The sequence below is a fragment of the Bacteroides caecigallinarum genome, from assembly GCF_016902295.1.
Lineage (GTDB): Bacteria > Bacteroidota > Bacteroidia > Bacteroidales > Bacteroidaceae > Phocaeicola > Phocaeicola caecigallinarum_A.
The window spans coordinates 41,666-65,168 of record NZ_JACJLQ010000005.1; the positions used below are offsets into that span (position 1 = coordinate 41,666).

Annotated in this window: 20 protein-coding genes; 7 read left to right on the top strand and 13 right to left on the bottom strand. The window is 42.3% G+C overall.

The features are described 5' to 3' along the window. Positions 1 to 96 precede the first annotated feature (96 nt). On the bottom strand, positions 97 to 852 hold the full coding sequence (lptB, locus tag H6A27_RS02580; protein WP_204401644.1) for an LPS export ABC transporter ATP-binding protein: 756 nt from the start codon (positions 850 to 852) through the stop codon (positions 97 to 99). A gap of 200 nt (positions 853 to 1,052) precedes the next feature. Between lptB and H6A27_RS02585 the strand changes: the two genes are divergently transcribed. Both H6A27_RS02585 and H6A27_RS02590 read left to right on the top strand, forming a co-directional pair. Next, the gene (locus H6A27_RS02585) at positions 1,053 to 1,796 is read left to right on the top strand and encodes an MlaE family ABC transporter permease (protein ID WP_204401546.1); all 744 of its coding nucleotides are present in this window, start codon (positions 1,053 to 1,055) and stop codon (positions 1,794 to 1,796) included. Next, a complete protein-coding gene (locus H6A27_RS02590) occupies positions 1,793 to 2,566 on the top strand; it encodes an ABC transporter ATP-binding protein (RefSeq protein ID WP_204507558.1) in 774 nt (257 codons plus the stop codon). The genes H6A27_RS02585 and H6A27_RS02590 overlap by 4 nt, the downstream gene beginning before the upstream one ends. An 87-nt stretch (positions 2,567 to 2,653) precedes the next feature. Here the strand turns inward: H6A27_RS02590 and fucP are convergent, their stop codons facing one another. From fucP to H6A27_RS02615, 5 genes are all read right to left on the bottom strand, one after another. Beyond that, complete coding sequence (gene fucP / locus H6A27_RS02595; protein WP_204401550.1) at positions 2,654 to 3,952, bottom strand: L-fucose:H+ symporter permease; 1,299 nt, start codon at positions 3,950 to 3,952, stop codon at positions 2,654 to 2,656. 49 nt (positions 3,953 to 4,001) lie between these two features. Continuing rightward, positions 4,002 to 5,351 (bottom strand): rhamnulokinase, encoded by a 1,350-nt coding sequence (locus H6A27_RS02600; protein WP_204507559.1) that lies wholly within the window; start codon positions 5,349 to 5,351, stop codon positions 4,002 to 4,004. Further along, positions 5,348 to 5,986, bottom strand: a complete 639-nt coding sequence (locus tag H6A27_RS02605) for a class II aldolase/adducin family protein (protein ID WP_204401555.1) — start codon at positions 5,984 to 5,986, stop codon at positions 5,348 to 5,350. The genes H6A27_RS02600 and H6A27_RS02605 overlap by 4 nt, the downstream gene beginning before the upstream one ends. Positions 5,987 to 6,105: 119 nt before the next feature. Then, a complete protein-coding gene (fucI, locus tag H6A27_RS02610) occupies positions 6,106 to 7,878 on the bottom strand; it encodes an L-fucose isomerase (protein WP_204507560.1) in 1,773 nt (590 codons plus the stop codon). A 130-nt stretch (positions 7,879 to 8,008) separates the two neighbouring features. Continuing rightward, positions 8,009 to 8,995, bottom strand: a complete 987-nt coding sequence (locus tag H6A27_RS02615; RefSeq protein ID WP_204507588.1) for a GntR family transcriptional regulator — start codon at positions 8,993 to 8,995, stop codon at positions 8,009 to 8,011. A gap of 315 nt (positions 8,996 to 9,310) precedes the next feature. Between H6A27_RS02615 and H6A27_RS02620 the strand changes: the two genes are divergently transcribed. Beyond that, the gene (locus tag H6A27_RS02620; RefSeq protein ID WP_204507561.1) at positions 9,311 to 10,495 is read left to right on the top strand and encodes a mechanosensitive ion channel family protein; all 1,185 of its coding nucleotides are present in this window, start codon (positions 9,311 to 9,313) and stop codon (positions 10,493 to 10,495) included. A 74-nt stretch (positions 10,496 to 10,569) separates the two neighbouring features. On the opposite strand, the gene H6A27_RS02625 is transcribed toward H6A27_RS02620, so the two are convergent. From H6A27_RS02625 to H6A27_RS02635, 3 genes are all read right to left on the bottom strand, one after another. Then, positions 10,570 to 12,168, bottom strand: coding sequence for an aspartate:alanine exchanger family transporter (locus tag H6A27_RS02625; RefSeq protein ID WP_204401561.1), 1,599 nt, complete (start codon positions 12,166 to 12,168; stop codon positions 10,570 to 10,572). 62 nt (positions 12,169 to 12,230) lie between these two features. Next, the gene (locus H6A27_RS02630; protein WP_204507562.1) at positions 12,231 to 14,117 is read right to left on the bottom strand and encodes an AAA domain-containing protein; all 1,887 of its coding nucleotides are present in this window, start codon (positions 14,115 to 14,117) and stop codon (positions 12,231 to 12,233) included. 8 nt (positions 14,118 to 14,125) lie between these two features. Then, a complete protein-coding gene (locus tag H6A27_RS02635; protein ID WP_204507563.1) occupies positions 14,126 to 15,049 on the bottom strand; it encodes a DMT family transporter in 924 nt (307 codons plus the stop codon). Positions 15,050 to 15,177: 128 nt separating this feature from the next. Here H6A27_RS02635 and H6A27_RS02640 point away from each other — a divergent pair, with 128 nt between their 5' ends. Both H6A27_RS02640 and H6A27_RS02645 read left to right on the top strand, forming a co-directional pair. Continuing rightward, entirely contained in the window at positions 15,178 to 16,002 is an 825-nt protein-coding gene (locus tag H6A27_RS02640; RefSeq protein ID WP_204401567.1) for an AAA family ATPase, read from the top strand. A 97-nt stretch (positions 16,003 to 16,099) separates the two neighbouring features. Beyond that, entirely contained in the window at positions 16,100 to 17,095 is a 996-nt protein-coding gene (locus H6A27_RS02645) for a DUF4435 domain-containing protein (protein ID WP_204401569.1), read from the top strand. 185 nt (positions 17,096 to 17,280) lie between these two features. On the opposite strand, the gene H6A27_RS02650 is transcribed toward H6A27_RS02645, so the two are convergent. From H6A27_RS02650 to H6A27_RS02665, 4 genes are all read right to left on the bottom strand, one after another. Continuing rightward, positions 17,281 to 18,417 carry an AAA family ATPase gene (locus tag H6A27_RS02650; RefSeq protein WP_204401571.1) on the bottom strand — a complete coding sequence of 379 codons (1,137 nt, stop codon included), beginning with the start codon at positions 18,415 to 18,417 and terminating at the stop codon, positions 17,281 to 17,283. A 280-nt stretch (positions 18,418 to 18,697) separates the two neighbouring features. Beyond that, the gene (locus H6A27_RS02655; protein ID WP_204507564.1) at positions 18,698 to 20,053 is read right to left on the bottom strand and encodes an MATE family efflux transporter; all 1,356 of its coding nucleotides are present in this window, start codon (positions 20,051 to 20,053) and stop codon (positions 18,698 to 18,700) included. After that, positions 20,053 to 20,463: a PaaI family thioesterase gene (locus H6A27_RS02660; protein WP_204507565.1), complete on the bottom strand. Its 411-nt coding sequence runs from the start codon at positions 20,461 to 20,463 to the stop codon at positions 20,053 to 20,055. Before H6A27_RS02660 ends, H6A27_RS02655 begins: the two co-directional genes overlap by 1 nt. 11 nt (positions 20,464 to 20,474) lie before the next feature. After that, the gene (locus H6A27_RS02665; protein ID WP_204507566.1) at positions 20,475 to 21,536 is read right to left on the bottom strand and encodes a DUF2027 domain-containing protein; all 1,062 of its coding nucleotides are present in this window, start codon (positions 21,534 to 21,536) and stop codon (positions 20,475 to 20,477) included. Between the two features lie 97 nt (positions 21,537 to 21,633). Here H6A27_RS02665 and H6A27_RS02670 point away from each other — a divergent pair, with 97 nt between their 5' ends. Together H6A27_RS02670 and H6A27_RS02675 are read left to right on the top strand one after the other, a co-directional pair. After that, complete coding sequence (locus H6A27_RS02670; RefSeq protein ID WP_204507567.1) at positions 21,634 to 22,851, top strand: S-adenosylmethionine:tRNA ribosyltransferase-isomerase; 1,218 nt, start codon at positions 21,634 to 21,636, stop codon at positions 22,849 to 22,851. A gap of 70 nt (positions 22,852 to 22,921) precedes the next feature. Beyond that, a complete protein-coding gene (locus H6A27_RS02675) occupies positions 22,922 to 23,416 on the top strand; it encodes an NUDIX hydrolase (protein ID WP_204507568.1) in 495 nt (164 codons plus the stop codon). The last annotated feature ends 87 nt before the right edge of the window (positions 23,417 to 23,503 follow it).

A 23,503-nucleotide genomic window follows, 5' to 3' on the forward strand; every position in this document is an offset into this window, starting at 1 on the left:
TATAAACTTTTTGGGGTGTGCAAAAATAGTGTTTAATCTTGCAACTACCAAAAAGTCAGCACAAAAAAAATTTAAGCATGTCTCTTCACATTTGCATCATTCACGCACGTTCTGAATCTGGAAGTCCTTTTTCCTCAATACGAAACTGTTACTCAAATATTTCTCGCGCACAATTTTGTTTTCAGCCAGCTCTTCCGGAGTACCTTGGAACAGGATTTTACCCTCGAACAACAAATATGCCCTATCAGTAATACTCAATGTTTCCTGTACATTATGGTCAGTAATCAATATACCGATATTCTTATCCTTAAGTTTCCATACGATATGCTGGATATCCTCCACGGCAATAGGATCGACACCGGCAAACGGTTCGTCAAGCATTATGAATTTTGGGTCAATCGCAAGACAGCGGGCTATTTCAGTACGTCTTCGTTCTCCTCCCGAAAGCTGGTCTCCAAGGTTCTTTCTCACCTTCTGCAGTCTGAATTCAGCAATCAGGCTTTCAAGTTTATCCTTCTGATATTCAGGACTCTTATTGGTAAGTTCCAGTACTGAAGCTATATTATCCTCTACACTCATCTTTCTGAACACAGAAGCTTCTTGGGCAAGATAACCTATACCCTTCTGCGCACGTTTATATACAGGATATGACGTTATATCCTCATCATTCAAAAAAATATGTCCTTCGTTTGGCACAATCAAGCCGGTTGTCATATAAAAAGAAGTTGTCTTACCGGCACCATTCGGACCAAGCAATCCGACAATCTCACCCTGTTTTACATTGATTGATACATTGTTGACAACAGTTCTTTTACCATATTTCTTTACAAGATTCTCCGTACGAAGTACCATACATTCCTTGTTATCAGGCTGAGAACCTTCGCCAATAGGTTTATCTTCGTGTTCCTTATCCCTAAGTTGTTCCATATAGCTAATTTTGGCACAAAAGTAGTAAATTTCTTGGGTTATATGGTCTTTTACATTAAAATCATCCCATCTTTTATTATTTAATAGCTAAAAAACCGTACTTTTGCAGCAAATTATTAAACGTCATGATAAAACCTATCAGCATTCTTGGTAAATATATTATCCTTATGGGCAGAGTTTTTTCACGTCCTGAAAGGTTTAGAGTATATTTCAAGCAGTATTTAAACGAGTTATACCAGTTGGGAATAAACTCTATAGGTATAGTACTTCTGATTTCATTTTTCATAGGAGCGGTTATATGTATCCAGATCAAGTTGAACATTGAGAGTCCGTGGATGCCACGTTTCGTAGTAGGATATACTACACGTGAAATTCTGTTGCTTGAGTTCTCATCAGCCATCATGTGTCTTATACTTGCCGGTAAAGTAGGTTCAAACATAGCCTCCGAGTTAGGGACCATGCGTGTCACCCAGCAAATCGACGCTCTTGAGATAATGGGTATAAACTCAGCCTCATATCTGATTTTACCAAAGATTCTCGGACTTATGACAATGATTCCGTTCCTTGTCATTTTCAGTATATTCGCCGGAATAGTGGGAGCTTTCTGTACCGCATGGTTTGCAGGAATAATGAACGCCACCGACCTTGAATACGGTCTTCAGTACTGTTTCATTGAATGGTACATCTGGTGCAGCTTCATCAAATCACTTTTCTTCGCATTTATAATCGCCAGCGTATCAGCATATTTCGGATACACTGTAGATGGAGGTTCTATTTCAGTAGGTAAGGCAAGCACCAATGCTGTCGTTTCAAGCAGCGTGCTCATACTTTTCTCCGATTTAATTCTTACACAACTCTTAATGGGATGATACAGGTAAAATCTATAAGTAAGTCTTTCGAGGACAAGACAGTCCTCGACGACATCAACTTCACTTTCGAAAACGGAAAGACCAACCTCATCATAGGTCAGAGCGGTTCAGGTAAAACCGTTCTAATGAAATGTATTGTGGGACTTCTGACACCCGAAAAAGGTGAAGTGCTTTATGACAACAGAAATCTCCTGAGCATGGGAAAAGACGAAAAGAAAACTCTACGCAAGGAAATGGGTATGATATTCCAAAGCGCAGCATTATTCGATTCACTGTCAGTACTGGAGAATGTAATGTTCCCTCTTGACATGTTTTCAAATGACACTTACCGCGACCGTGTACGCCGCGCCCAGTTCTGTCTTGACAGGGTAAATCTTTTAGACGCACAGAACAAATACCCCGGCGAGATAAGCGGAGGTATGCAAAAGCGAGTAGCCATTGCCAGAGCAATAGCTCTGAATCCACAATATCTGTTTTGCGATGAGCCTAACTCAGGACTTGATCCAAAAACGTCGTTAGTAATAGACGAGCTTATCCATGATATCACAACAGAGTTCAACATGACGACTATTATCAACACCCACGACATGAACTCCGTAATGGGTATAGGCGACAGCATTCTATACATCTACCAGGGACATAAGGAATGGTCCGGGACAAAAGATGAAGTTTTCACAGCTACAAACGAAAGACTGAACAACTTTATTTTCGCATCAGATCTTTTAAGAAAGGTAAAGACTGAAGAGAACAAGAGCAAGAAAATACAATAAGACATACTTATTATATAGCAAAAACAGGTTTGATACATCAATAATCTCAAACCTGTTTTTGTTTATTTATCATTCCATAATCAATTATCAACTTTCCTTTCTCATCTTATATCCATAAACCACAATCACGACAAAGCAAAACAATGGCAATATAAAAGACACATTCACTGCAGGCATTCCAAACAATGTTTTACAGTCAATGATAGATGCTTGAAGCGGAGGTAATACTGATCCGCCGAGAATCGCCATTATCAGACCTGCAGCACCAAACTTGGCATCATCGCCCAAACCTTTCAATGCTATACCGTATATGGTAGGAAACATCAATGACATACACGCAGACACTCCCACAAGACAATACATTCCCCATATATTCTCAAATATTATTACACAGGCTGTAAGTACTATTGCTGCTGCTGACAATACCATAAGCAATCTGCCAGGTTTTACATATTTAAGTATGAAAGTACAGATAAAGCGGCTGACACAGAAAAATATCATTGCCAAAATATTATATTCCTGCGAAAGTACCTCTGCCGCCTGTTCTTCCATTCCCTGCGACATAAACAGGCGCGTTCCATATTGAATAATAAATGTCCAACACATTATCTGGGCACCTACATAAAAGAACTGGGCTATCACACCATACTTATATCGCCTTCTTGAGAATATACGTTTCAGAGTAGGAATAAAGTCTATTGAATGTGAATTATCAGCATTCCTTGGCATTTGCGACATCCTGATTACTAAAAGCATAACTATTATCACCAGACCTATAACAAGATATGGAGCTATAAGAACAGACAAATCATAATCCTTTACTGCCTCGAATTCTGCTTGAGTCAATTGTGCTCTTTCCGCTGTATCAATGGGATGTAACTTATTCTGTATAAAGTTCATGGCCACATACATTCCCATCAGAGACCCTATCGGATTGAATGCCTGAGCCAGATTAAGACGGCGGGTAGCTGTCTCTTCAGGTCCCATAGAAAGTATATAAGGATTGCAACTTGTTTCAAGGAATGACAACCCACAAGTCATAACGAAATATGCCAACAAGAACGGATAATATTCTCCGGTAAGCTTTGCCGGGAAAAAAGCAAGCGCTCCTAATGCATACAGCCCTAAGCCTAACAAGACTCCGGCCTTATAAGTATATTTTCTGATAAACATAGCAGCCGGAAAAGCCATCGCAAAATATCCGCCATAGAATGCCACTTGAACCAAAGCACCATCGGTTACGCTCATTCTGAATATCTTGGAAAAAGCCTTTACCATAGGATTGGTTATATCGTTTGCAAATCCCCATAATGCAAAACACATTGTAATCAATATGAAAGGATACAAATAACTGTTCCCGTCTTTACTGATAATAGATTGTTTCATGAATAATTTAAAGTTTAGGTTAATGAATAAGGCGAAATAGACCAATCTTTCATTTATGTTTTATCTGAACCAAGATGTTACCTATTGCGGTAGCTTCCACCGGACCAGCATCAACTTCAAGGCCTGTCGCCAAGGCTGTCAGCCGGTTGAGATATTTATTCTGCGAACCGCCTCCTATAATATGGAGTTTTTCAACGGGACGAGGCAGCAATCTGTTCAGCCCTTCAATTCCTTTCCTATATCTTTCAGCTAATGACAACAATACACATTTCACGAATTCTCCCTGAGTCCGTGGAAGTTGCTGTCCGCTTTCCCTACAGTAGGATGTTATTGCTTCCGCCATATTTATAGGACTGGCAAAAGAATTATCATCAACATCCACCACCGATGAAATTTCAGCTTTCTCCGCATCTGGAATCAACACGTCATATTCGGTACATTTGCCTTCTTTCTCCCATTCAGACATCAGTTTCTGAAGAATCCATAGTCCGGTGATATTCTGTAGAAAGCATATTTTTCCATCTACACCACCTTCATTAGTGAAACCATTAACTCTGGCTTCTTCAGAAAGAATAGGTTCTTCTGCCACCACACCAAGCAGAGACCATGTTCCTGAACTCAAGAAAGCAGTCACTTTACCATTGTCCGCCGAAGGCACTGCATATACAGCGCTCGCTGTATCGTGCGACGCTACAGCTATGACCTTCACATCGTAATCCAGTCCGAGTTCCTCCTTTAAATCCGGTTTCAGTGTTCCCCTTTCCTGACCTGGCATAACTATATCACAGAATATATGTTCCGGAAGTCCAAGTTCTTTTATTAAACCGAAATGCCATGCACGGGCCTTGATATCCATCAATTCTGAAGTTGAAGCTATGCTATATTCATTGTTCGCTACCCCTGTAAGAAAATAGCTGAACAAGTCTGGCATGAACAGAAGCTTGTCTGCAACAGAAAGCAAAGGACTTTTTTCTTCTTTCATGGCATAAAGCTGAAACAGAGTGTTTATCGCCATCACCTGCGTTCCGCTTATAGAATAATGCCTGCTTTGGTCAATAAAGCTAAAAACTTTTTCAGGCATACCGTCAGTCCGGCTGTCACGATAGCACACAGGATTGCCTATAAGGTTCCCATTCCTGTCAATCAGTCCGAAATCCACCCCCCATGTATCAATACCGATACTGTTTATTCTATATCCTTTTTCAACAGCCATACGTATTCCTATTTTCATGTCCTCAAACAAAGAAAGGAAATCCCAATATATATGACCACCCATCCTGACCTGTCTGTTCTGAAAACGGTATATCGTATCCAGACGGAGTTCACCATCGGAAGTGTAGCCGGCTATTACACGCCCGCTACCTCCTCCAAAGTCTATCGCTAAATATGCTTCTCTCATTTTGTTTTCTTTCCTAATACGTATGTTTCCAGATCGTCAATCTCTGTATTTGAAAGGGTTTCATACTTACCTCCTGTCAGTATAATGATACGACATGCCATTTCAAAAAACATCGCTCTTTCGAAAGCCTCATCAAAATCTTTTCCGCAAACCACCTGCCCATGCTTTTTAAGCAACACAGAGTTATGTTCTTTCATTGCCGCTATCACGCCTTCAGCAAGTTCCTTAGAACCCGGTCTGTAATATGGCACTACAGGGATTTCTTTCCCCACATGACATGGTACTTCAGCTGTAACATTATAATCATCCGGCAATTCTTTCATACATGCAACAGCTGTAGCGTATGGCGACTGGAAATGCAAAACGACATTCACATCAGGTCTTTCCCTCAATACTCCAAGATGAAAGCCATGTTCCATCGATGGTTTTACTCCATTCAGCACCTCACCCGTCTCAAGCTTGCAGATTGCGACCTTCTCCTTAGGCAACGACGGAACCCATGACCCTGTTCCAGAAAGAAGGACTTCGTCACCTATTCTCCACGAAATATTTCCACTGCTGCATATTGTCAATCCTGCATCTCCTACACGATGAGCTTCAGAAATGAATTTTTCTATTTGTTCGTTAGTTATCATAATAATCTGATTTTAAGAAGCTTTACAAGCAGACGGAGAAAAAACTGATATTTCACCGTCTGTTCTTAAGCCTCAAAATTAACTATAATCACACAATCAACAACTGTCTATCAGTTTTTTTATTTATAAATAGGTCCATAATTCTGGCAAGCCCTATAATCGGCACCTTCCTTATCCATACCGAACGCATTCCATGCAGCAGGACGGAATATCTTATCATCGTCAACATTGTGCATACATACAGGGATACGGAGTATTGAAGCCAAAGTAATCAAATCCTGACCGATGTGTCCATAGCTGATAGCCCCGTGATTTGCTCCCCAGTTATTCATCACAGAATATACATCCTTGAAAGCAGGTTTGTCGCACAAGCGTGGTACGAACCATGTAGTAGGCCACGTGCGGTCAGTACGTACATCAAGAAGCGTATGTATTTCAGGGTCAATTTCCACAGTCGAACCTTCGGCTATCTGAAGTACAGGGCCAAGACCTTTCACCAGGTTAAGACGGCTCATAGTGACAGGCATACCGCCTTTTGAAAGGAAGTTCGAAGAGAAACCGCCGCCACGGAAATAATCTCTGTTTGCCGGATACCATGTAGTAGCTTCAAGACACTTTTCCATCTCTGCTTCCGAGATTTCCCAAAATGGTTTCATTGCCGGATTACCTTCCGCGTCTGTCTGCTGTCCCGTACCGTCAAGTGTAGTGGCACCGGAATTGATAAGGTGTATGATACCGTTCTTTGCCAGTCCTGTAAGTTCTTTTCCTGTCACACGCTTAACGGCTTCCGGACTCCAGTATGTACGTACATCAGAGAAGATTTGCGCGCGGTTTGTCAACAAATGACCGAAGAGCATAGCCACACCGTTGCATGCGTCATTCTCTGTTGCGACAACAAATGCCTCACGGATACCGTTCCAGTCGAACGATGTATTAAGCAACGCCTCTGAATAGTCACCGTTTGGATAGAAGTCAGTCCACTGACGCTGTCCCTGGAAACCGGCAGCTATCGCATTATGTCCGAGAGCCTCTTCCTTGAATCCCATTTCTTTCAGTTTCGGATTGCCTGTCATAAGGTCACGCATGATGATAGTCATCTTGACGATAAATTCCCAATCGGCATCCTTTTCCTCACGGGTCTTAACTTTTGCTTCGATATTGAAATCCTTGCCTTCATTCTTCTTGCAATATTTCTCTGTCCACGCCATAGCTTTGGCATATTCTTCCTTATCATATATGCTTTCGGTCATACGGCGGATAATTTCAGTAAGGTCAACAGACTCATTACGCATTCCAAGGTATTCCTGGAAGAAATCAGGATTTACGATAGAACCCGCAATACCCATTGACACACTACCCATAGAGAGATATGACTTTCCACGCATTGTAGCGACAGCCTGTGCCGCACGAGCAAAACGAAGTATCTTTTCCGCTACATCAGCAGGGATTGTATTATCTTCAATATCCTGTACATCGTGACCATAGATACCGAATGCAGGCAAACCTTTCTGTGCATGACCTGCAAGTACGGCAGCCAGATAAACGGCTCCCGGTCTTTCAGTTCCGTTAAATCCCCATACAGCCTTTGGATAATAAGGGTTCATATCCATAGTTTCAGCTCCATAGCACCAGCAAGAAGTAACGGTTATGGTAGAGCCGACACCTTCACGCTCAAACTTTTCCGCACATGCGGCACTTTCAGCAACACGTCCTATAGTAGAATCGGCTATTACACATTCCACAGGGCTTCCGTCTCCATTTTTCAGATTCGACGAAATAAGTTCCGCCACTGCTTTGGCAAGATTCATAGTCTTTTCTTCAAGGCTTTCGCGGACACCACCCTGACGTCCGTCAATTGTGGGACGAATCCCGATTTTCGGATAATTTTTCATTGTTTCGATAGTTTTTAAAGTTTACATTTAATATTTTTATAACATCTTCCGGCATACGGCAACTATGCTGAACTATGCTGATTAATCTATCTTCCAAAAGGAACACTGCAATTAAAAAAACACGTTGTTATCAAACTGATTTTCTCAGACGAACCTCTGTATGCAGATATTCATGAATTTTTTCTCCTGTAAGTATAAACCTGGCAGCCTGTTTTCCCATATACTCCCAGTCTATACTAAGCGACGTAATCCCATCATCTATTACTTCGTATGCAGGCGTATCATTATATGCTACAAGACCGAAATCTCGGCCACATTTCATTCCATTTTCCCTACTTCTCTTTATTATATTCACAACATCAGTCTGACGTATAACGATGTATGCCACATCTTTCTCTACATCTGTAATATCCTCCAGTCCTGATATCTCAGAGATAAGCTCATTATCATCACAATACTGTCTGAAGCTGTCAGCCGATGCCCTCGGATGTTTGGAATCAACAGGCAACTGGAATACAATCTTACGATATCTTTTCAGTCTCCCTGTCAGTTGCGTAAGGGCATTATAAAATTCATCATCAAAATTCTGGCATATATAGGAATAATTCTCCTTCTCAAACTTTCCGAAGTCAAGCAACAACAGACGGGAAGGATTTATTTTATTGAATAAAGGAGAGAATTTCTCATTATCAAAATTCATCACGACATAATAATTATAACGGCCAATAGCTTCGCGAAGAATTGTATTGAAAATATGTTCATTATATTGATGAAACCATAAATCTACCTTATACGATGTGGAAAGCTTACGTACAAAACTATTATAAAGAGTATTTTTAAAAGGTGAGTATTCATCAAGCAGAAGAAATATCTTTTCCTGACGGTTTGTTACGTAATAGCCCTTACCGGGAGTTGAATCAATCAGCTTCCTTTCGCGCAAATCAGAGAATGCCTTGAATACCGTATCGCGCGACACATTATAAGCTTTACTTAAATAATTTATCGAAGGCAGACTGGTATCTGTCTTGTATTTTCCCATCATGATATCCTGTTCTATGATATCCGACAGTTGTTTAACCTTAGTGGACTGCTGTCCGAAACTGACTTTTTCCTTCATTTGCGACGAAAGGCTAACTGTGCTGAACTGTTCTGACACAAAGGAAAAGATTTTATTCTTCACAGCAAAAGAATATTATATGTTTGACAGCACATTAAGAAGCTTTATATTTTAATCGATATGCCTCAATACGTTTGATTTCAAATAAACTGTCATTCAATTCAAAACTCTTTGTCATCCGATTTAAAACGACAAAGAGTTTTTTTAACGATTAATAATGGCTGATTTCAGTCATTACTTGTCAACTAAAAAACTCGGATTTGCACAACTCGAAAAAAATTATTTATATTGCATAAGATTTTAAGACTTGAAAGAATGAACAATGAAGTAACAAAAGAAATAGCACTACTGCTTCAGAATTTAGGAGTAGAAAAAAATGACATAAACTGGGGTACACAGCTTACAATCTTGGCGGCAATCATAATTATTACATACCTATGTACCAAACTTTTCAGACACGTAGTAATACCATTGATTCATAAAATCACAGCACGCACTAAAGCTAAATGGGACGACTATCTTTTCAATACAGAAATGATGAAAGCTTTCAGTCGTCTGATTCCACCAATAATGCTTTATGTATTGCTCCCTTTTGCCTTCAGCAATTCACCGCAACTCTTGAACTTCAGTCTCAAAGTATGCCTCATGTATATGGACATAGTAACGATTCTACTTGTAGGAACTTTCCTGAACTCATTATATAATATATCCAATGAACATGAGAAATTAAGGAACCGTCCGCTCAAAGGCATATACCAGATGATAAAACTCATTACAATCATTATAGGTATAATAATCCTGTTCAGCATTATCCTCGACCAGAATCCTACAAACATACTTGCAGGATTGGGAGCATCGGCCGCAGTGCTTATGTTGATATTCAAGGACAGTATTTTGGGACTGGTGGCAGGAGTGCAACTTTCGGCTAACGACATGCTTCGCCCGGGCGACTGGATTACGATGACTAAATACGGAGCCGACGGATACGTGATAGAGGTATCACTGACAACGGTAAAAGTACAGAACTTCGACAAGACGATAACCACCATACCGCCCTACGCACTGGTGAGCGATTCATTCCAGAACTGGAGGGGAATGCGCGAAACTGGAGGACGAAGAATTAAAAGATCCGTTAATATAGATATGAATACCATACATTTCTGTACCGAAGGAGAAATTCAGGGTTTTATACAGAAAGGGTTCTTGGACAAAAAAACAGACACAAGCGAGAAAATTGTAAACCTGGCTGTATTCAGAAGCTATCTGCTGAACTATCTGAACAATAATCCGAAAGTAAACAAAGATCTGATGATTATGGTACGCCAACTGCAACCTGCTTCCGAAGGTATGCCCCTCGAGATTTACTGTTTCTCCGACACTCCTGACTGGATTCCATACGAAACTCTTCAGTCTGAAATATTCGAGCATGTTATGGCTATGGCACCGGAATTCAACCTGCGACTGTTCCAGCGTCCTGCAGGAACGGACTTACAGTCATAATATAATAAGGAATTAAACAACAATCCCCGACACTTAATTTTGAAATGCCGGGGATAGTTGTTTTATTTTATATGTTATACAATAACCAACGCTATGAACTGTATGAACAATATCAGGAACACCATCGCTATAGGATAAACCGTAGCGTATGCCACTCCGGGGATGTTACTGTCTGTCATAGAATCGGCAGCTGCCAGACCAGGGGTACTTGTCATACCACCGGTGATAGTTCCAAGCAAATCGAGTATGCTTATCTTGAATACCAGACGGCCAACTATTGCGGCGACAAACATAGGAACTAATGTAATCAAAGCACCTACTCCAAATAGCAGGAATCCGCTTTCCTGGAATGTAGAAATCAGATTTTTCCCCGCAGATGTGCCAACTTCAGCAAGGAACAGCAACAAGCCCAACTGTCGCAAGAGCTGGTTTGCAGGACCTGACATGGACCACAAAATAGGACCTGTCTTACCTATGGCACTCAAGAAGAGAGCCATCATCAGTACTCCACCTGTCAGTCCGGGAGAGAATGACATTCCGTCACCAAATGATATATTCAGTTTTCCGAACAAGACTCCAAGCACTATACCCATTGCTATAGGGAAGAAATCTGTGTCAGACAAACGCTTTTCGTCATTGCCCAGCAAACGGCCTACAGCCTGTACACCATCCTTCTCACCCACTACCATCAGCTTGTCGCCAAACTTCAATGCCAGTTCAGGTGAAGGTGAAAGGTCGATACCGCTTCGGCGGATACGGGTTACGGTACATCCGAAGTTACGCTGGAGATTAAGATCGCCCAACTGCTTGTTTATCATATCCTTTTTGGTAAGCAACAGCGATTCTATTACCTGTGTATTTATCAACGGCAATTCACCTTCTTCGCGCTCACCAAGCATAAGAGCCAGATTATTAAGCGACTCATCGCTACCTACGGCCTGTATAACATCTCCTTTGTCAATCACAATTGAGGCTGTAGGAACAATAATATCATTATTTTTCTTAAGGCGTGAAACCACAGCACCAGTAATGGCACGTATATTCAACTGAGCCAATGTACGTCCACAAACAGTATCGTTTGTAACACGGAAAACACATGTTTTAAGTTCCGGGAACTGTCCGCGACGTTCCTTTTCAAGACGTTTGGCTTCCTCGTCCAAATCTACACGAAGAATCTTAGGCAGAAGTTTCACAAAAAGAATCACACCAATAACTCCAAACGGATATGCTATACCGTATGCTATTGAAGCCAATGGCGACTGTGTACTGTCAATTGCCACAGCAAGACCTGGCGTACTGGTAAGGGCTCCTGCCACGAGTCCCACAACACTTGGCGTATCTATTCCGAAAGCATATTTCAGCCCTATTGCCGTAAGACATGCCGACGCAATGATAAGCACTGTAATAAGAATAAGAGTCTTGCCCTTGGTGCGGAAAGAATCAAAGAATCCGGGACCGGCCTGAATACCGATTGTAAAGATAAACAACACTAACCCGAAGTTACCAAGTTCCTTTGGAATTGAAACTCCCCAATGGCCGAAAGCCAGGGCAATGAAGATCACGGCTGATACATCCAGAGATAATCCCTTTATCTTGATGCGTCCGAGCATAAATCCCAGGGCAACAATCAGGAATACAGAGAAATAAGACGATTGTAATAAGTCGTTAAACATAAAAAATTTTAATTGTGATTATTTTCTGCACAAAGTTAATAAATAATGACTTATCACACAAATCAAAACAGACTCTCTATATACTCGTTAAGTTTTTTATAGAAAGGATGTTTTGTCAGCGTCGCAACATCTCCCAGGATAATCAGTTTCATTCTGGCACGCGTTATCGCCACGTTCATTCGTCTGAGGTCGTTCAGGAAACCTATCTGACCTTCCTCATTTGCCCTTACAAGACTGATAAGTATCACGTCGCGCTCCTGTCCCTGAAAACCATCTACGGTATTGACAGTAATATATTGGCGATACGGCTTGAACCATGCATCCTTGCGTATCAGCTGGCGGAGATACTGTACCTGAGCCTTATATGGAGAAATCACTCCCACGTCTATACGTTCGTCAAGGAAGCGTTCGCGTCCTATCTTCTCTATGTATTCCTTCAGTTTTCCAACGGAAAGTTCTGCTTCCTGCTTGTTTATACGGCCGTAATTCTCGCCAATAAATTCCTCATTGCAGTCCATGCCTTCGGTATTCACCCATTCTATAGGCGTGTCGAAATCAAGGATGCTGCGATATTTCACTTCGGGAGCCGACTGCAACATTCCGCCATAAAACCAGTCGGAAGAGAAACGCATTATCTCATTGTTCATTCTGTATTGCACCTTCAGTAAAGAAACAGCCTGAGGTTTGTTTGCCACAATGCTTTGCATCAGCGTATGACCAAGACCTCCACGCAATGCCACAGGACTTTTCACCGTAGGCGGAAGCTGGCAATGGTCGCCGGCAAATATAACACGGTCCGCCTTCGCAATAGGAATCCAGCATGCCGCCTCCAATGCCTGGGCAGCCTCATCTATAAACAGAGTGCCAAATTTGTGCCCCATAAGGACACGGTTCGCACTGCTCACCAAAGTGCATGATATAACCCTCGCTTCGGCAAACAAAGATTCGTTTATCCTTATCTCCAGCTCCGTAGCACGGTCTTTCAGCGAATTAATCTTCAATCTGATACTTTCCCTGTCGGCACCTTTACGGTTTGCTGAATACAGTTCGCGGATAGCCTTTCTTATGCTCCACAACTGTGAATAATCGGGATGCGACTCGAATTTCCTTTCGTATGTAAACGACAGCATCTTGTCATTCACACGCGAAGGATTTCCTATTCGCAACACACTTACCCCCCTATCAATAAGTTTTTCGCTTATCCAATCGACGGCCATATTACTCTGCGCGCACACCATCACCTGGTTCTCACGGTGCAATGTTTCGTATATGGCCTCAACAAGAGTGGTTGTCTTTCCGGTTCCCGGAGGTCCGTGTACAATAGCCACATCCTTGGCATGAAGCACCTTATTGACAGCCTCTTCCTGAGTACGGTTCAGCCACGGAAATCGGATTGGATTGAAAGAAAATTCCGATACAGGCTGCTGTCCGTGGAAAATATCACGCAACTCGGCAAGACGGTTGTTCTTTGCACCTATCACACGGTTCAACGCCTCAAACATAAGGCGGTATGAAGTTTCATCAAAATACAGCTGTACTCCAAGCACATCATATCTCTGCAAGGCAATCATGGCATCAGGTCCGGGCAGTATCACAACCATACGGTCCTCGTCAACATAATTCACCGTTGCAACGAAATTCATATATGTCAGTCGCCCGCCCGCATCCTGAGTAAAGAAACACACCGGACGGCCATACTCGAAAAGATGCTCTATCTCCTTATCCTCGGTACGGAATATCTCCACCACGAACTGATTGAGAGCATTATAGTAACTTCGTCCCACAGATATGGGATACCAGCACATTCCGCGCTTCACCTTACGGCCGATACCCATCACCTCCGTCTGCTGGCGGAACTGCTCCTTCTCATACTCATATTCAGCTTTCAGCAATTCGTAGTGATGCTGCAGATAAAGCACTGGAGACACTATATTCGGTTTTTCCTTCATTATATTCTTTATTGTTTTGACGCAGCTTCTTCCTTAATCATTTCGGCACGCGATTTACTTTGCGTAACGAGATATACACCGGCAAATATCGATATGGCAGCAATAGCCTTTACCCATCCGAATGACGACATTCCCATCAGTATCGCCACACTCGAACCGACAACGGGCTGCATATAGTTGTACATACTTACTACTGTAGGACGAAGTGTTTTCTGACCGACAAGCATCAGAATATATGCAATATATGTTCCGAACAATATCACATATCCCACCTGCATCCATACATCAATGGAGAATGAAGAGAACTGCATCTCCGAAAAATCCCTGTAAGAAAACGGGATGAAACATATCGCCGCATAGCTGAACATCCATTTCATCAGAGTAAACACACTGTACTTCGAAATCAGTTTCTTGAATATAGTAAGATAACATGCGAAGCTTACCTGTGCCATCACGCAAAGCACATCGCCCAGCACACTGCCTTCCCTGTCACTTCCGCCTGTATTGCTCAGTATTAAAGCCAAAGCGCCGACTGAACCCATAAGAATACCTCCTACCTTCAACGGTGTAACAGGCTCTTTAAGGAAAATTGCAGCCAATATCATTGTGACGATAGGCATTGTAGTAGTCATTATTGAAGCATCGACAGGCGACGTAAGCGACAAACCGAAAGTATAGCATCCCTGATTGCATACGATACCAAGCATTGACGCAAAAAACAGGAGCATAAGGTCGCGGGGAGGGACATCCTCCTTTTTGACAAACAAAGATGTTATCCAGAAACATAACGCACCGCCTATCATACGCATATTGGCAAGTGCCAGACCGGAAATTCCGGCATCCATGTCAGCCTTACCCACAGGCGCCATTAGCCCCCACATACTGGCAGCAAACAATAGTGCCAGATGGGCTTTCAGATTAGAACTCTTCATATCTTTTATACCTTAAATTTATTTTGCTGCGCAAAGTTACAAGATATTTGAAAAATTGGTGGAATACGGTTGATTTATTCAAAGAGATTGATTAAATTTGTTGGATAAGAACGATAAAAGACACACAAATGAAGAAACAAGCCGAGTTCATAAAGCGTATTGTCATAAAAGGCCTCTGGGGCAGAAAAGACATTGCATGGGATTTGAGAAAAGACGTCAACATCCTAAGTGGAGTGAACGGTATTGGAAAAAGTTCAATACTGAACAGTTCCGTGAGAAGGCTGAACGAAAACAATGAAGTGGAACTGACAAACGGAATAAAAGACATCGTAACATTCACGTTCAGTCCTGAGGACGCTGATTTCATTCCATTCGACGTAATACGCAGTTTCGACCGTCCGCTCATCGACTTCGGGCTGCTTAAGAAGATTGGCGACCAGGATGTACGTACTGAATTAGACTGGCAACTATACCAACTGCAACGCCGCTATTTAGACTATCAGGTAAACATCGGCAACAGAATCATTGAACTGCTTACAAGCGGAGACCCTGAAAAGCAGATGATGGCAGCCGAGATTTCAAAGCCCAAAACAAAATTCCAGGACCTTATAGACGAACTGTTTGCCGAAACAGGCAAGAAGATAAACCGCAGAAGCAACGAGATTCTCTTCGAACAGGATGGAGATATCCTGACTCCTTACAAACTTTCGTCCGGAGAAAAGCAGATGCTTGTAATCCTGCTTACAGTACTTGTACAGGACAATGCCCACTGCGCCTTGTTTATGGACGAGCCGGAAATCTCACTCCACATAGAATGGCAGCAAAGGCTTATCACACTCATCAGAAACCTTAATCCTAACGTCCAGATTATACTTACAACCCACTCGCCCGCACTTATCATGAACGGATGGATGGACGCAGTTACCGAAGTGAGCGACATTACTACTAATTAGTTTTTAAGTTCTTCAGTTTTTAAGTTAGTTGATAACAGTCCAACAATTAACAACTCATAAACTCAAAAACTCATAAACTCATAAACTTAAAATACATATGGGAAAACGACTTACGGAAAACCTTTCATCACTATATATCGGTGCGGCAAACAATCTGAAGCCCAAACATGCAAAGAGGAAGATTGTGGCATACGTGGAGAGCTATGACGACATATCGTTCTGGCGTGCCCTGCTCTCAGAGTATGAAAACGACAAGGTTTATTTCGAAGTCATGCTTCCATCACAAAGTTCGCTTGCCAAAGGAAAGAAAACCGTCCTTATGAACCAGCTTGGAAAACAGTTGGGCGAAAACATGATAGCCTGTGTGGACAGCGACTATGACTACCTCCTGCAAGGCCGAACAAACACCTCGCGCTACATGATAGAATGTCCGTACGTACTGCAGACGTATGCCTACGCCATAGAGAACTACCACTGCTATGCCGAAGGTCTGCACGATGTATGCGTTACAGCCACACTTAACGACCATAAGCTGATAGACTTCCCTGCTTTCATGAAGGCATACTCCAATATAGCCTGGCCGCTTTTTATATGGTCAGTATGGTTCTACAGAAGACACATCCTCGCAGAATTCTCGCTACTTGATTTCTGTTCGTATGTCAAGCTGGACCAGGTAAGCACACGTTATCCCGAACGAAGCCTTGAGCACATGGCAAAGAAAGTGGAGAAAAAGCTTCATGACCTCGAGCGCAGACATCCCGAAGCCAAGCGCGAGATTGAGGAACTGAAAAGAGAACTCCCCACACTCGGAGTAACTTCCGACAATACATATATGTTCATACAAGGGCATCACATAATGGACAATGTGGTTCTCCGTCTGCTCATACCGGTATGTACCGTTCTCCGCCGAGAAAGAGAACAGCAGATTCATGACCTCGCCCTCCACAGCCTTCAGCTCCATAACGAACTGACCAACTACCAGCGTTCTCAGATTGGTGTGGAAGTGGTGATACACAAAAATCTCAATTACAAGAATTCACCGCTCTATGCCAAGATTCGCGCTGATGTGGAAAAGCTTTTGAAAAGAATTTGAAAAATCAGTCAGTGAACGGACAAGTCTTTTAAATAGGGGAAATGTGAAATTTAAGGCTTAAAACACAACGGAAAATGTGAAATTTTCCACCTAAAACAATCAGTATAATGTGAAAACAGTTATATTTACAGATAATGTGCGACAAGAAGTTTGTACGAAAAAAATACAATAAATCTTTAATTGTATCAGCTCACCCCAAAATACTGCGTCCGCAACCAATAAGCATATATCGGATCTTGGAATGAATACTTGCCGCCCTGATTATCCAATATATCATTTCTTACGAGAGCTACCTTTGAGCGGGCAATAGAAGTAGGAGAAGATATCCTGTAGCGATGCATCACCTCCGTAGAACTGATATTGGTTTCACCGGCAAGCAAAGCATTCAGATAATTAAGTTGCTGGACTGTAAGGGTTTCCGTAATTGTCACAAACAGAAGACTTAGCTGCTCAACCAAAGCTGAATGTGACTCCTGCACTATACCAACGGTGCATATATCCTTTGTCCTCAACCAAGACAATTGGGCTAACTGCTGTGCATAATACGGATGATTGTCTGTCAGCTCGGCTATCAGATGACTTGCTTCATCGGTTATACTCTTTCCGGTGTCTGTGAAACGGGTTTTGAAAAAGTCCACAAGATATGGAGTGGCTATCTTGTTCAGAAAAATAAGATTACCAAACTTGTAGAATGGTTTGGAAGAGTCAGTAAAGACTTCCAACATCATGTGGCGCTTGCTTCCATAAAGACAATATGCTACATGCTGGTGCAACTGCCAGTGGGATCGTAATTTCTTCTGAAAATAATCAGAATCAGTAAAATCGGCTATGTTCTGAAATTCATCAATACAGATAACTATCTTCAACCCCTTCGCCACAGCAATCTTCTCTGCCAGGTCAAGCACTTCGTCTGGAGTACGTTTAACCTGTTCCCAATCAAAATCAATAGTTACTTCACTCATCGGGTCTGAAGCTATCGAGATTTTGGGAACCAACCGTGAAAAGAATTTCCTGGCATCTGATATTGCTTCCTCCCATCTGCCAGAAGTGGCTGAAATAACTTTCTGAGCCAATAATGAATAAAAGTGTTCCTCGCTGCGTACATTAAAGAGGTCGATATGACAAACACGTAAATTATGTTCACGCTCCATAGCCCGTTCGGCCGCTTTATTCACAAGAGAACTTTTACCCCAACGGCGTGGAGATATTATGATTGTATTTATCAACGACGTAAAGTTATCCACAAGATATGCGGTTTCTTGTTCCCGGTCTGTAAAATTCTTTTCTGTGGCAATTTTTCCAAAGACAAACGGAGTTTCCATATTATGAGTTTTTATTGTTTATCACCTACAAAGATATTACAAAAAATGTAATAACAAAAAGAGTTATACAAAAACTGTAATAACACTTTCTGTAACATACACCAAAATTCCTATTAATATTTAATGAAGCGGACGTCAATAAATTCTGAAATTTGCGTACAAAGTTGCCGTTACACGTACGTGTAACGGGCGGAACACGAACGTGTAACGAGCGGAACACGTAGGTGTTACGCGCGTGACACGAACGTGTTACGGTTTATATATCTAAGAATTTCTACAATTATCCTTTTATCCGAGATAATATCTTTGGAAACTGCCATGCAAATAAAGCTGTACAGCACACAGCAGCTGTGGCATCCGAAATTGCTTCGGCAGCAAATATCCCTTCCACTCCCCAAAAATGAGGCAATATCAGTGCCAGAGGAATAAGCAGAATAACCTTTCTCAACAAGGCTATGAAGATTGAAATCTTAGCCTGTCCCAAAGCTACAAACATGTTCTGACATGCACGCTGGAGTCCAAATATAGACATTCCGGCAAGGAACAGAGGCATGACTTGCGAAACAGTCTCTATCAAAGCATCATCATCTGTAAATACGGAAGCAACAACATGAGGGAATAATACTATCAGAAGTATCAACAGAAAATTGAAACTGAACATGAATGTAACCACTATCTTGAAACATTGCTTCACACGTTCCTTATAGGCGTGACCATAATTGTAGCTCACCACTGGAACAAATCCCTGGGCAAAACCTACAAGCGGCACACTGACAAACTGCATTGCACTCTGCATAATGGCAAGCGCACTGACATATATATCTCCAAAATGCTTCAGGCTTCCATTAAGAACGAAACCGACAAGACTCTCCGTACTTGCCATGATAAATGGTGATACTCCGAGAGCAACGACAGAGAGGACTATCTTTTTCTGAAGCCGCATATACTTCCTTTCAAGCGGAAGCGATGCAGAACTTGAAGTAAGGAAACGCAGCACCCAAATGGCACTCACTGCTTGCGACAGGACAGTAGCTATGGCAGCTCCCTTTACTCCCATATCGAAAGTGAAAATGAATATAGGATCGAGAATGATATTCAGCAATGCACCTATCACTACCGACCACATGGCTATGGCAGGTCTTCCCTGAGAGTTTATGAATGTATTAAGTCCTGTGGATATTTCAACGAACAGTGTACCAAGCAGATAGACAGAGAGATAATCTTCTGCAAACGGCAGTGTCCTTTCGGATGCTCCGGTAAGCAGTAGAATAGGTTCCATGAAGATGTATGCTATCAGTGAGGTAATGATAGTGAAAAGTATCAGCATCACAAAACCGTTTCCCAATATACGTCCTGCTCTTTCCCTGTCACCCTGCCCCAAAGCCATGGCAGCAAGAGGAGCACCGCCGGCTCCAACTATCGACGAAAACGATGATATGAGTATTACTATCGAGGTAGTGACACCAACCCCGGCAAGAGCCTCTGTTCCTATACCGGGGATGTGTCCTATATAAATTCTGTCAACTATATTATAAAGCAGATTGACAAACTGGGCAGCCACGGCAGGCAGCGCCATACGGAACACCAAAGGCAGCATTCTGTCCGTACCCAGCCTTTCTTCATAACGATTGTTCATTACATCAAACTTTCCAGATTCAGTTCTGTCTTTTTCCTGTAACCGGAACTTGTGAATACGGCAACCGGGCAACCTTCCTCATCGCTGATACGAACCTCGATGAAAGGTATCTTGGCATGATTGAATGTCTCCACAGCCTCGGCATACACATATCCGCTGCTTACCGCGCGCAGGAATGTAATATTGGCATTAAGAGAAAGAGTAAGTTGATTCCGGCTGTTTGCCACAGCGGCAAAAGCCAAATCTGCAAGTGTGAACAAGGCTCCACCCTGACACACTCCTCCCCCGTTAAGATGTTTCTCCGTAACGAGCATACGCGCTTTGGCATATCCCTCGCGTACTTCGAGAAGTTCAACTCCCGCCTCAGCTGCGAAACGGTCGTGTGAAAGCATTTCTTTTAGAGTTTTCATGAGTTTGAGTTTTATTTTATTATCACCATTGTTGCTCCATATCCATATTCGCGGAACGAGGCATCCTGGCTCAAGCATGTCCTGTACTTACGCTTAAGTTCGTCAAGCAATGCCTTGCGCAAAACACCATCGCCCTTACCATGAATGAACACGATCTTCTGTCCGGTATTTCTCTTGTATTCCTCCATAGTCTTGCGGAATACGTCAAGCTGATAGTTCAGCATTTCCGCATTTCCCATACCTGTAGTATCATCTAGAAGAGCGTCTATATGAAGGTCTATTTCGATAATTCCGTTCTTGATTTTCTTTTCTTCCTTGCGCAACACTTTCTTTGGGACATCATTTTCTTCACCCTTCGATAACAACGCTTTCTTAATATCATCGGCATTGACATACACCTGTTTGGCTTCTTCATCATCTTTCACCACATCATAAATCAATGCAGGTTCGTTGAAGAATTCATTTTCTTCGAACGTATGAAGTTTATAGAACTTAACTGTGTCAATTCTGATTTCAGTAGAAACAGCCGGCTTGATAAGGAAAGTACGGTCATCCTTATAAGCGATAATCTGTACTGCCACATGCTCCAAATCATTCAAATCTTTCTTCTCGAATTCCTCAAGCGCCTGTTTCATGTTCGGCTTGACAGTACCGCGGCTTCTCAGAGTCCAGCTCTTTCCTTCGGCAGAGAGATAGATATAATCAATAAAATAATTGCTGTCGTTCACTAAATATGCATCAAATCCTGTAGTGCTGATAGCCTTAATATCATGCGGAACAAATGCCAGGAAGACATTAAGCACATCGTTTCCTCTGATTTCAGGCGCACGATATGTTATCGGTCTGTCATCCTCTTCCTCTTCTTCCTCCTCAACAGGTGCCTGCTGTGGTTTTGAAACAGACTTCATCGGGATATTATAATCATCGGTCTGAATAACCACACATTCCTTTATAAGCATAGGTATCTCGAAACCGTCCTCTCCTTCTACCAAGGCTATATCCTTGCCTTGAAAACCTCGTACTATACCGCCTCCCACTTCGCTGAGGAAACGTACTTTATCTCCTATTTTCATATTCTTTCAGTATTATAGTTCAAGCAAAAGTAGTTACTTTTAAGCAGATACGAAAGTTTTTTATACTTTTGCAGAAAATATTGAACAAACTACACAGATGGAAGAAACGAAACACATAAAGATAAGCGACTATAACTATCCACTTCCGGACGAAAGAATAGCAAAATTCCCGCTGAAAGAGCGCGACAGTTCCAAACTACTGGTTTACAATCACGGCGAAATAGAAGAAAGAGTCTTCACTTCACTGCCGGAATATATCGAACCGGGATCTCTGATGATTTTCAACAATACAAAGGTTATTCAGGCAAGACTGCATTTCAGAAAAGAAACTGGTGCGCTGATAGAAATTTTCTGTCTTGAACCTATAAAGCCTAACGATTACGTGCTGAACTTCCAGCAGACAGAACACTCGGCATGGCTCTGCATGGTGGGCAATCTGAAGAAATGGAAAGAAGGTCCGCTTCACAGGGAAATGACCGTTAAAGGCAAACCGCTGACACTGACTGCCACACGAGGCGAATGTCACGGCACAAGCCACTGGATAGACTTCAGCTGGGACAACAGCGAAGTGACTTTTGCTGATATCCTTGAAGTGTTCGGCGAACTTCCTATCCCTCCATATCTGAACCGCGAGACACAGGAAAGCGACAAGGAGACTTACCAGACAGTGTATTCTAAGATAAAAGGTTCTGTGGCTGCACCAACAGCTGGATTGCATTTCACAGAGAGAGTGCTTGACACACTGAGAAACAAGGGTGTTGACCTGGAAGAAGTGACTCTGCATGTGGGAGCCGGTACTTTCCGCCCTGTAAAGAGTGAGGAAATAGCAGGACACGATATGCACACGGAATATATCTCCGTAAACAGACAGACCATCGAGAAACTTCTGAAACATGGCGGAGAAACCACTGCCGTGGGAACGACATCAGTAAGAACGATAGAAAGTCTGTACTATATCGGAGTAATCTTAGAGTCAAGACCTGAAGCGTCGCAGGAGGAACTGCACGTTAAGCAATGGATGCCATACGAGAACGAGACAAACCTCACTCCTATTCAGGCTCTGCAGAATATCCTCGATTACATGGACAGAAATCATTTGGACGCGCTGAATACAAGCACTCAGATTATCATCGCTCCGGGATATGAATACAAGATAGTGAAACGCATAGTAACCAACTTCCATCAGCCGCAAAGCACTCTGCTGCTCCTGGTTTCGGCATTCGTGAAAGGCGACTGGAGAAAGATTTACGACTATGCACTGTCACACGATTTCCGCTTCCTGAGCTACGGCGATTCGTCGCTGCTGATTCCGTAAGAAAGGCAACAAGGCTTCAGTTTCGTCAACTCGTCAACTAACTAATAAACTTAAAAACTAAAAAACTCAAATGGATAATAGCGAAGAAATGTTCCCTGTAGTAGATGAGGACGGAAATATCTTGTCTGCAGCTACAAGAGGTGAGTGTCACAGCGGCAGCAAGCTGCTGCATCCGGTAGTGCATCTGCATGTTTTCAACAGTCGTGGAGAGCTCTACCTACAGAAACGTCCGGAATGGAAAGACATACAGCCGGGAAAATGGGATACTGCAGTAGGAGGTCACATCGACTTGGGAGAAAGTGTGGAAATGGCCCTAAAACGCGAAGTCAGAGAGGAGCTCGGAATAGAAGATTTCACTCCTGAACTTCTTACACACTACGTGTTCGAATCCGCACGCGAGAAAGAACTTGTTTTTGCCCACAAGACTGTTTATGACGGTGAGATACATCCGTCAGAAGAACTGGATGGAGGCAGATTCTGGAGTATAGAGGAAATTAAGGCAAACATGGGGAAAGGAGTTTTCACTCCAAATTTTGAGAGTGAGTTCAAGAGGCTTGGATTTTAAACCAATATCCATATAACATTAAATGGCGTTTAAACAGCTTTTAAATACTGTTTAAACGCCATTTGAGGCTATAATAATTTGCAATGT

Excerpts from the sequence above, each read along its gene's own strand:
- lptB (WP_204401644.1), bottom strand. The coding sequence starts at position 852 with ATGGTACTTCGTACGGAGAATCTTGTAAAGAAATATGGTAAAAGAACT.
- H6A27_RS02585 (WP_204401546.1), top strand. The coding sequence starts at position 1,053 with ATGATAAAACCTATCAGCATTCTTGGTAAATATATTATCCTTATGGGC.
- H6A27_RS02590 (WP_204507558.1), top strand. The coding sequence starts at position 1,793 with ATGATACAGGTAAAATCTATAAGTAAGTCTTTCGAGGACAAGACAGTC.
- fucP (WP_204401550.1), bottom strand. The coding sequence starts at position 3,952 with ATGAAACAATCTATTATCAGTAAAGACGGGAACAGTTATTTGTATCCT.
- H6A27_RS02600 (WP_204507559.1), bottom strand. The coding sequence starts at position 5,351 with ATGAGAGAAGCATATTTAGCGATAGACTTTGGAGGAGGTAGCGGGCGT.
- H6A27_RS02605 (WP_204401555.1), bottom strand. The coding sequence starts at position 5,986 with ATGATAACTAACGAACAAATAGAAAAATTCATTTCTGAAGCTCATCGT.
- fucI (WP_204507560.1), bottom strand. The coding sequence starts at position 7,878 with ATGAAAAATTATCCGAAAATCGGGATTCGTCCCACAATTGACGGACGT.
- H6A27_RS02615 (WP_204507588.1), bottom strand. The coding sequence starts at position 8,995 with ATGAAGGAAAAAGTCAGTTTCGGACAGCAGTCCACTAAGGTTAAACAA.
- H6A27_RS02620 (WP_204507561.1), top strand. The coding sequence starts at position 9,311 with ATGAACAATGAAGTAACAAAAGAAATAGCACTACTGCTTCAGAATTTA.
- H6A27_RS02625 (WP_204401561.1), bottom strand. The coding sequence starts at position 12,168 with ATGTTTAACGACTTATTACAATCGTCTTATTTCTCTGTATTCCTGATT.
- H6A27_RS02630 (WP_204507562.1), bottom strand. The coding sequence starts at position 14,117 with ATGAAGGAAAAACCGAATATAGTGTCTCCAGTGCTTTATCTGCAGCAT.
- H6A27_RS02635 (WP_204507563.1), bottom strand. The coding sequence starts at position 15,049 with ATGAAGAGTTCTAATCTGAAAGCCCATCTGGCACTATTGTTTGCTGCC.
- H6A27_RS02640 (WP_204401567.1), top strand. The coding sequence starts at position 15,178 with ATGAAGAAACAAGCCGAGTTCATAAAGCGTATTGTCATAAAAGGCCTC.
- H6A27_RS02645 (WP_204401569.1), top strand. The coding sequence starts at position 16,100 with ATGGGAAAACGACTTACGGAAAACCTTTCATCACTATATATCGGTGCG.
- H6A27_RS02650 (WP_204401571.1), bottom strand. The coding sequence starts at position 18,417 with ATGGAAACTCCGTTTGTCTTTGGAAAAATTGCCACAGAAAAGAATTTT.
- H6A27_RS02655 (WP_204507564.1), bottom strand. The coding sequence starts at position 20,053 with ATGAACAATCGTTATGAAGAAAGGCTGGGTACGGACAGAATGCTGCCT.
- H6A27_RS02660 (WP_204507565.1), bottom strand. The coding sequence starts at position 20,463 with ATGAAAACTCTAAAAGAAATGCTTTCACACGACCGTTTCGCAGCTGAG.
- H6A27_RS02665 (WP_204507566.1), bottom strand. The coding sequence starts at position 21,536 with ATGAAAATAGGAGATAAAGTACGTTTCCTCAGCGAAGTGGGAGGCGGT.
- H6A27_RS02670 (WP_204507567.1), top strand. The coding sequence starts at position 21,634 with ATGGAAGAAACGAAACACATAAAGATAAGCGACTATAACTATCCACTT.
- H6A27_RS02675 (WP_204507568.1), top strand. The coding sequence starts at position 22,922 with ATGGATAATAGCGAAGAAATGTTCCCTGTAGTAGATGAGGACGGAAAT.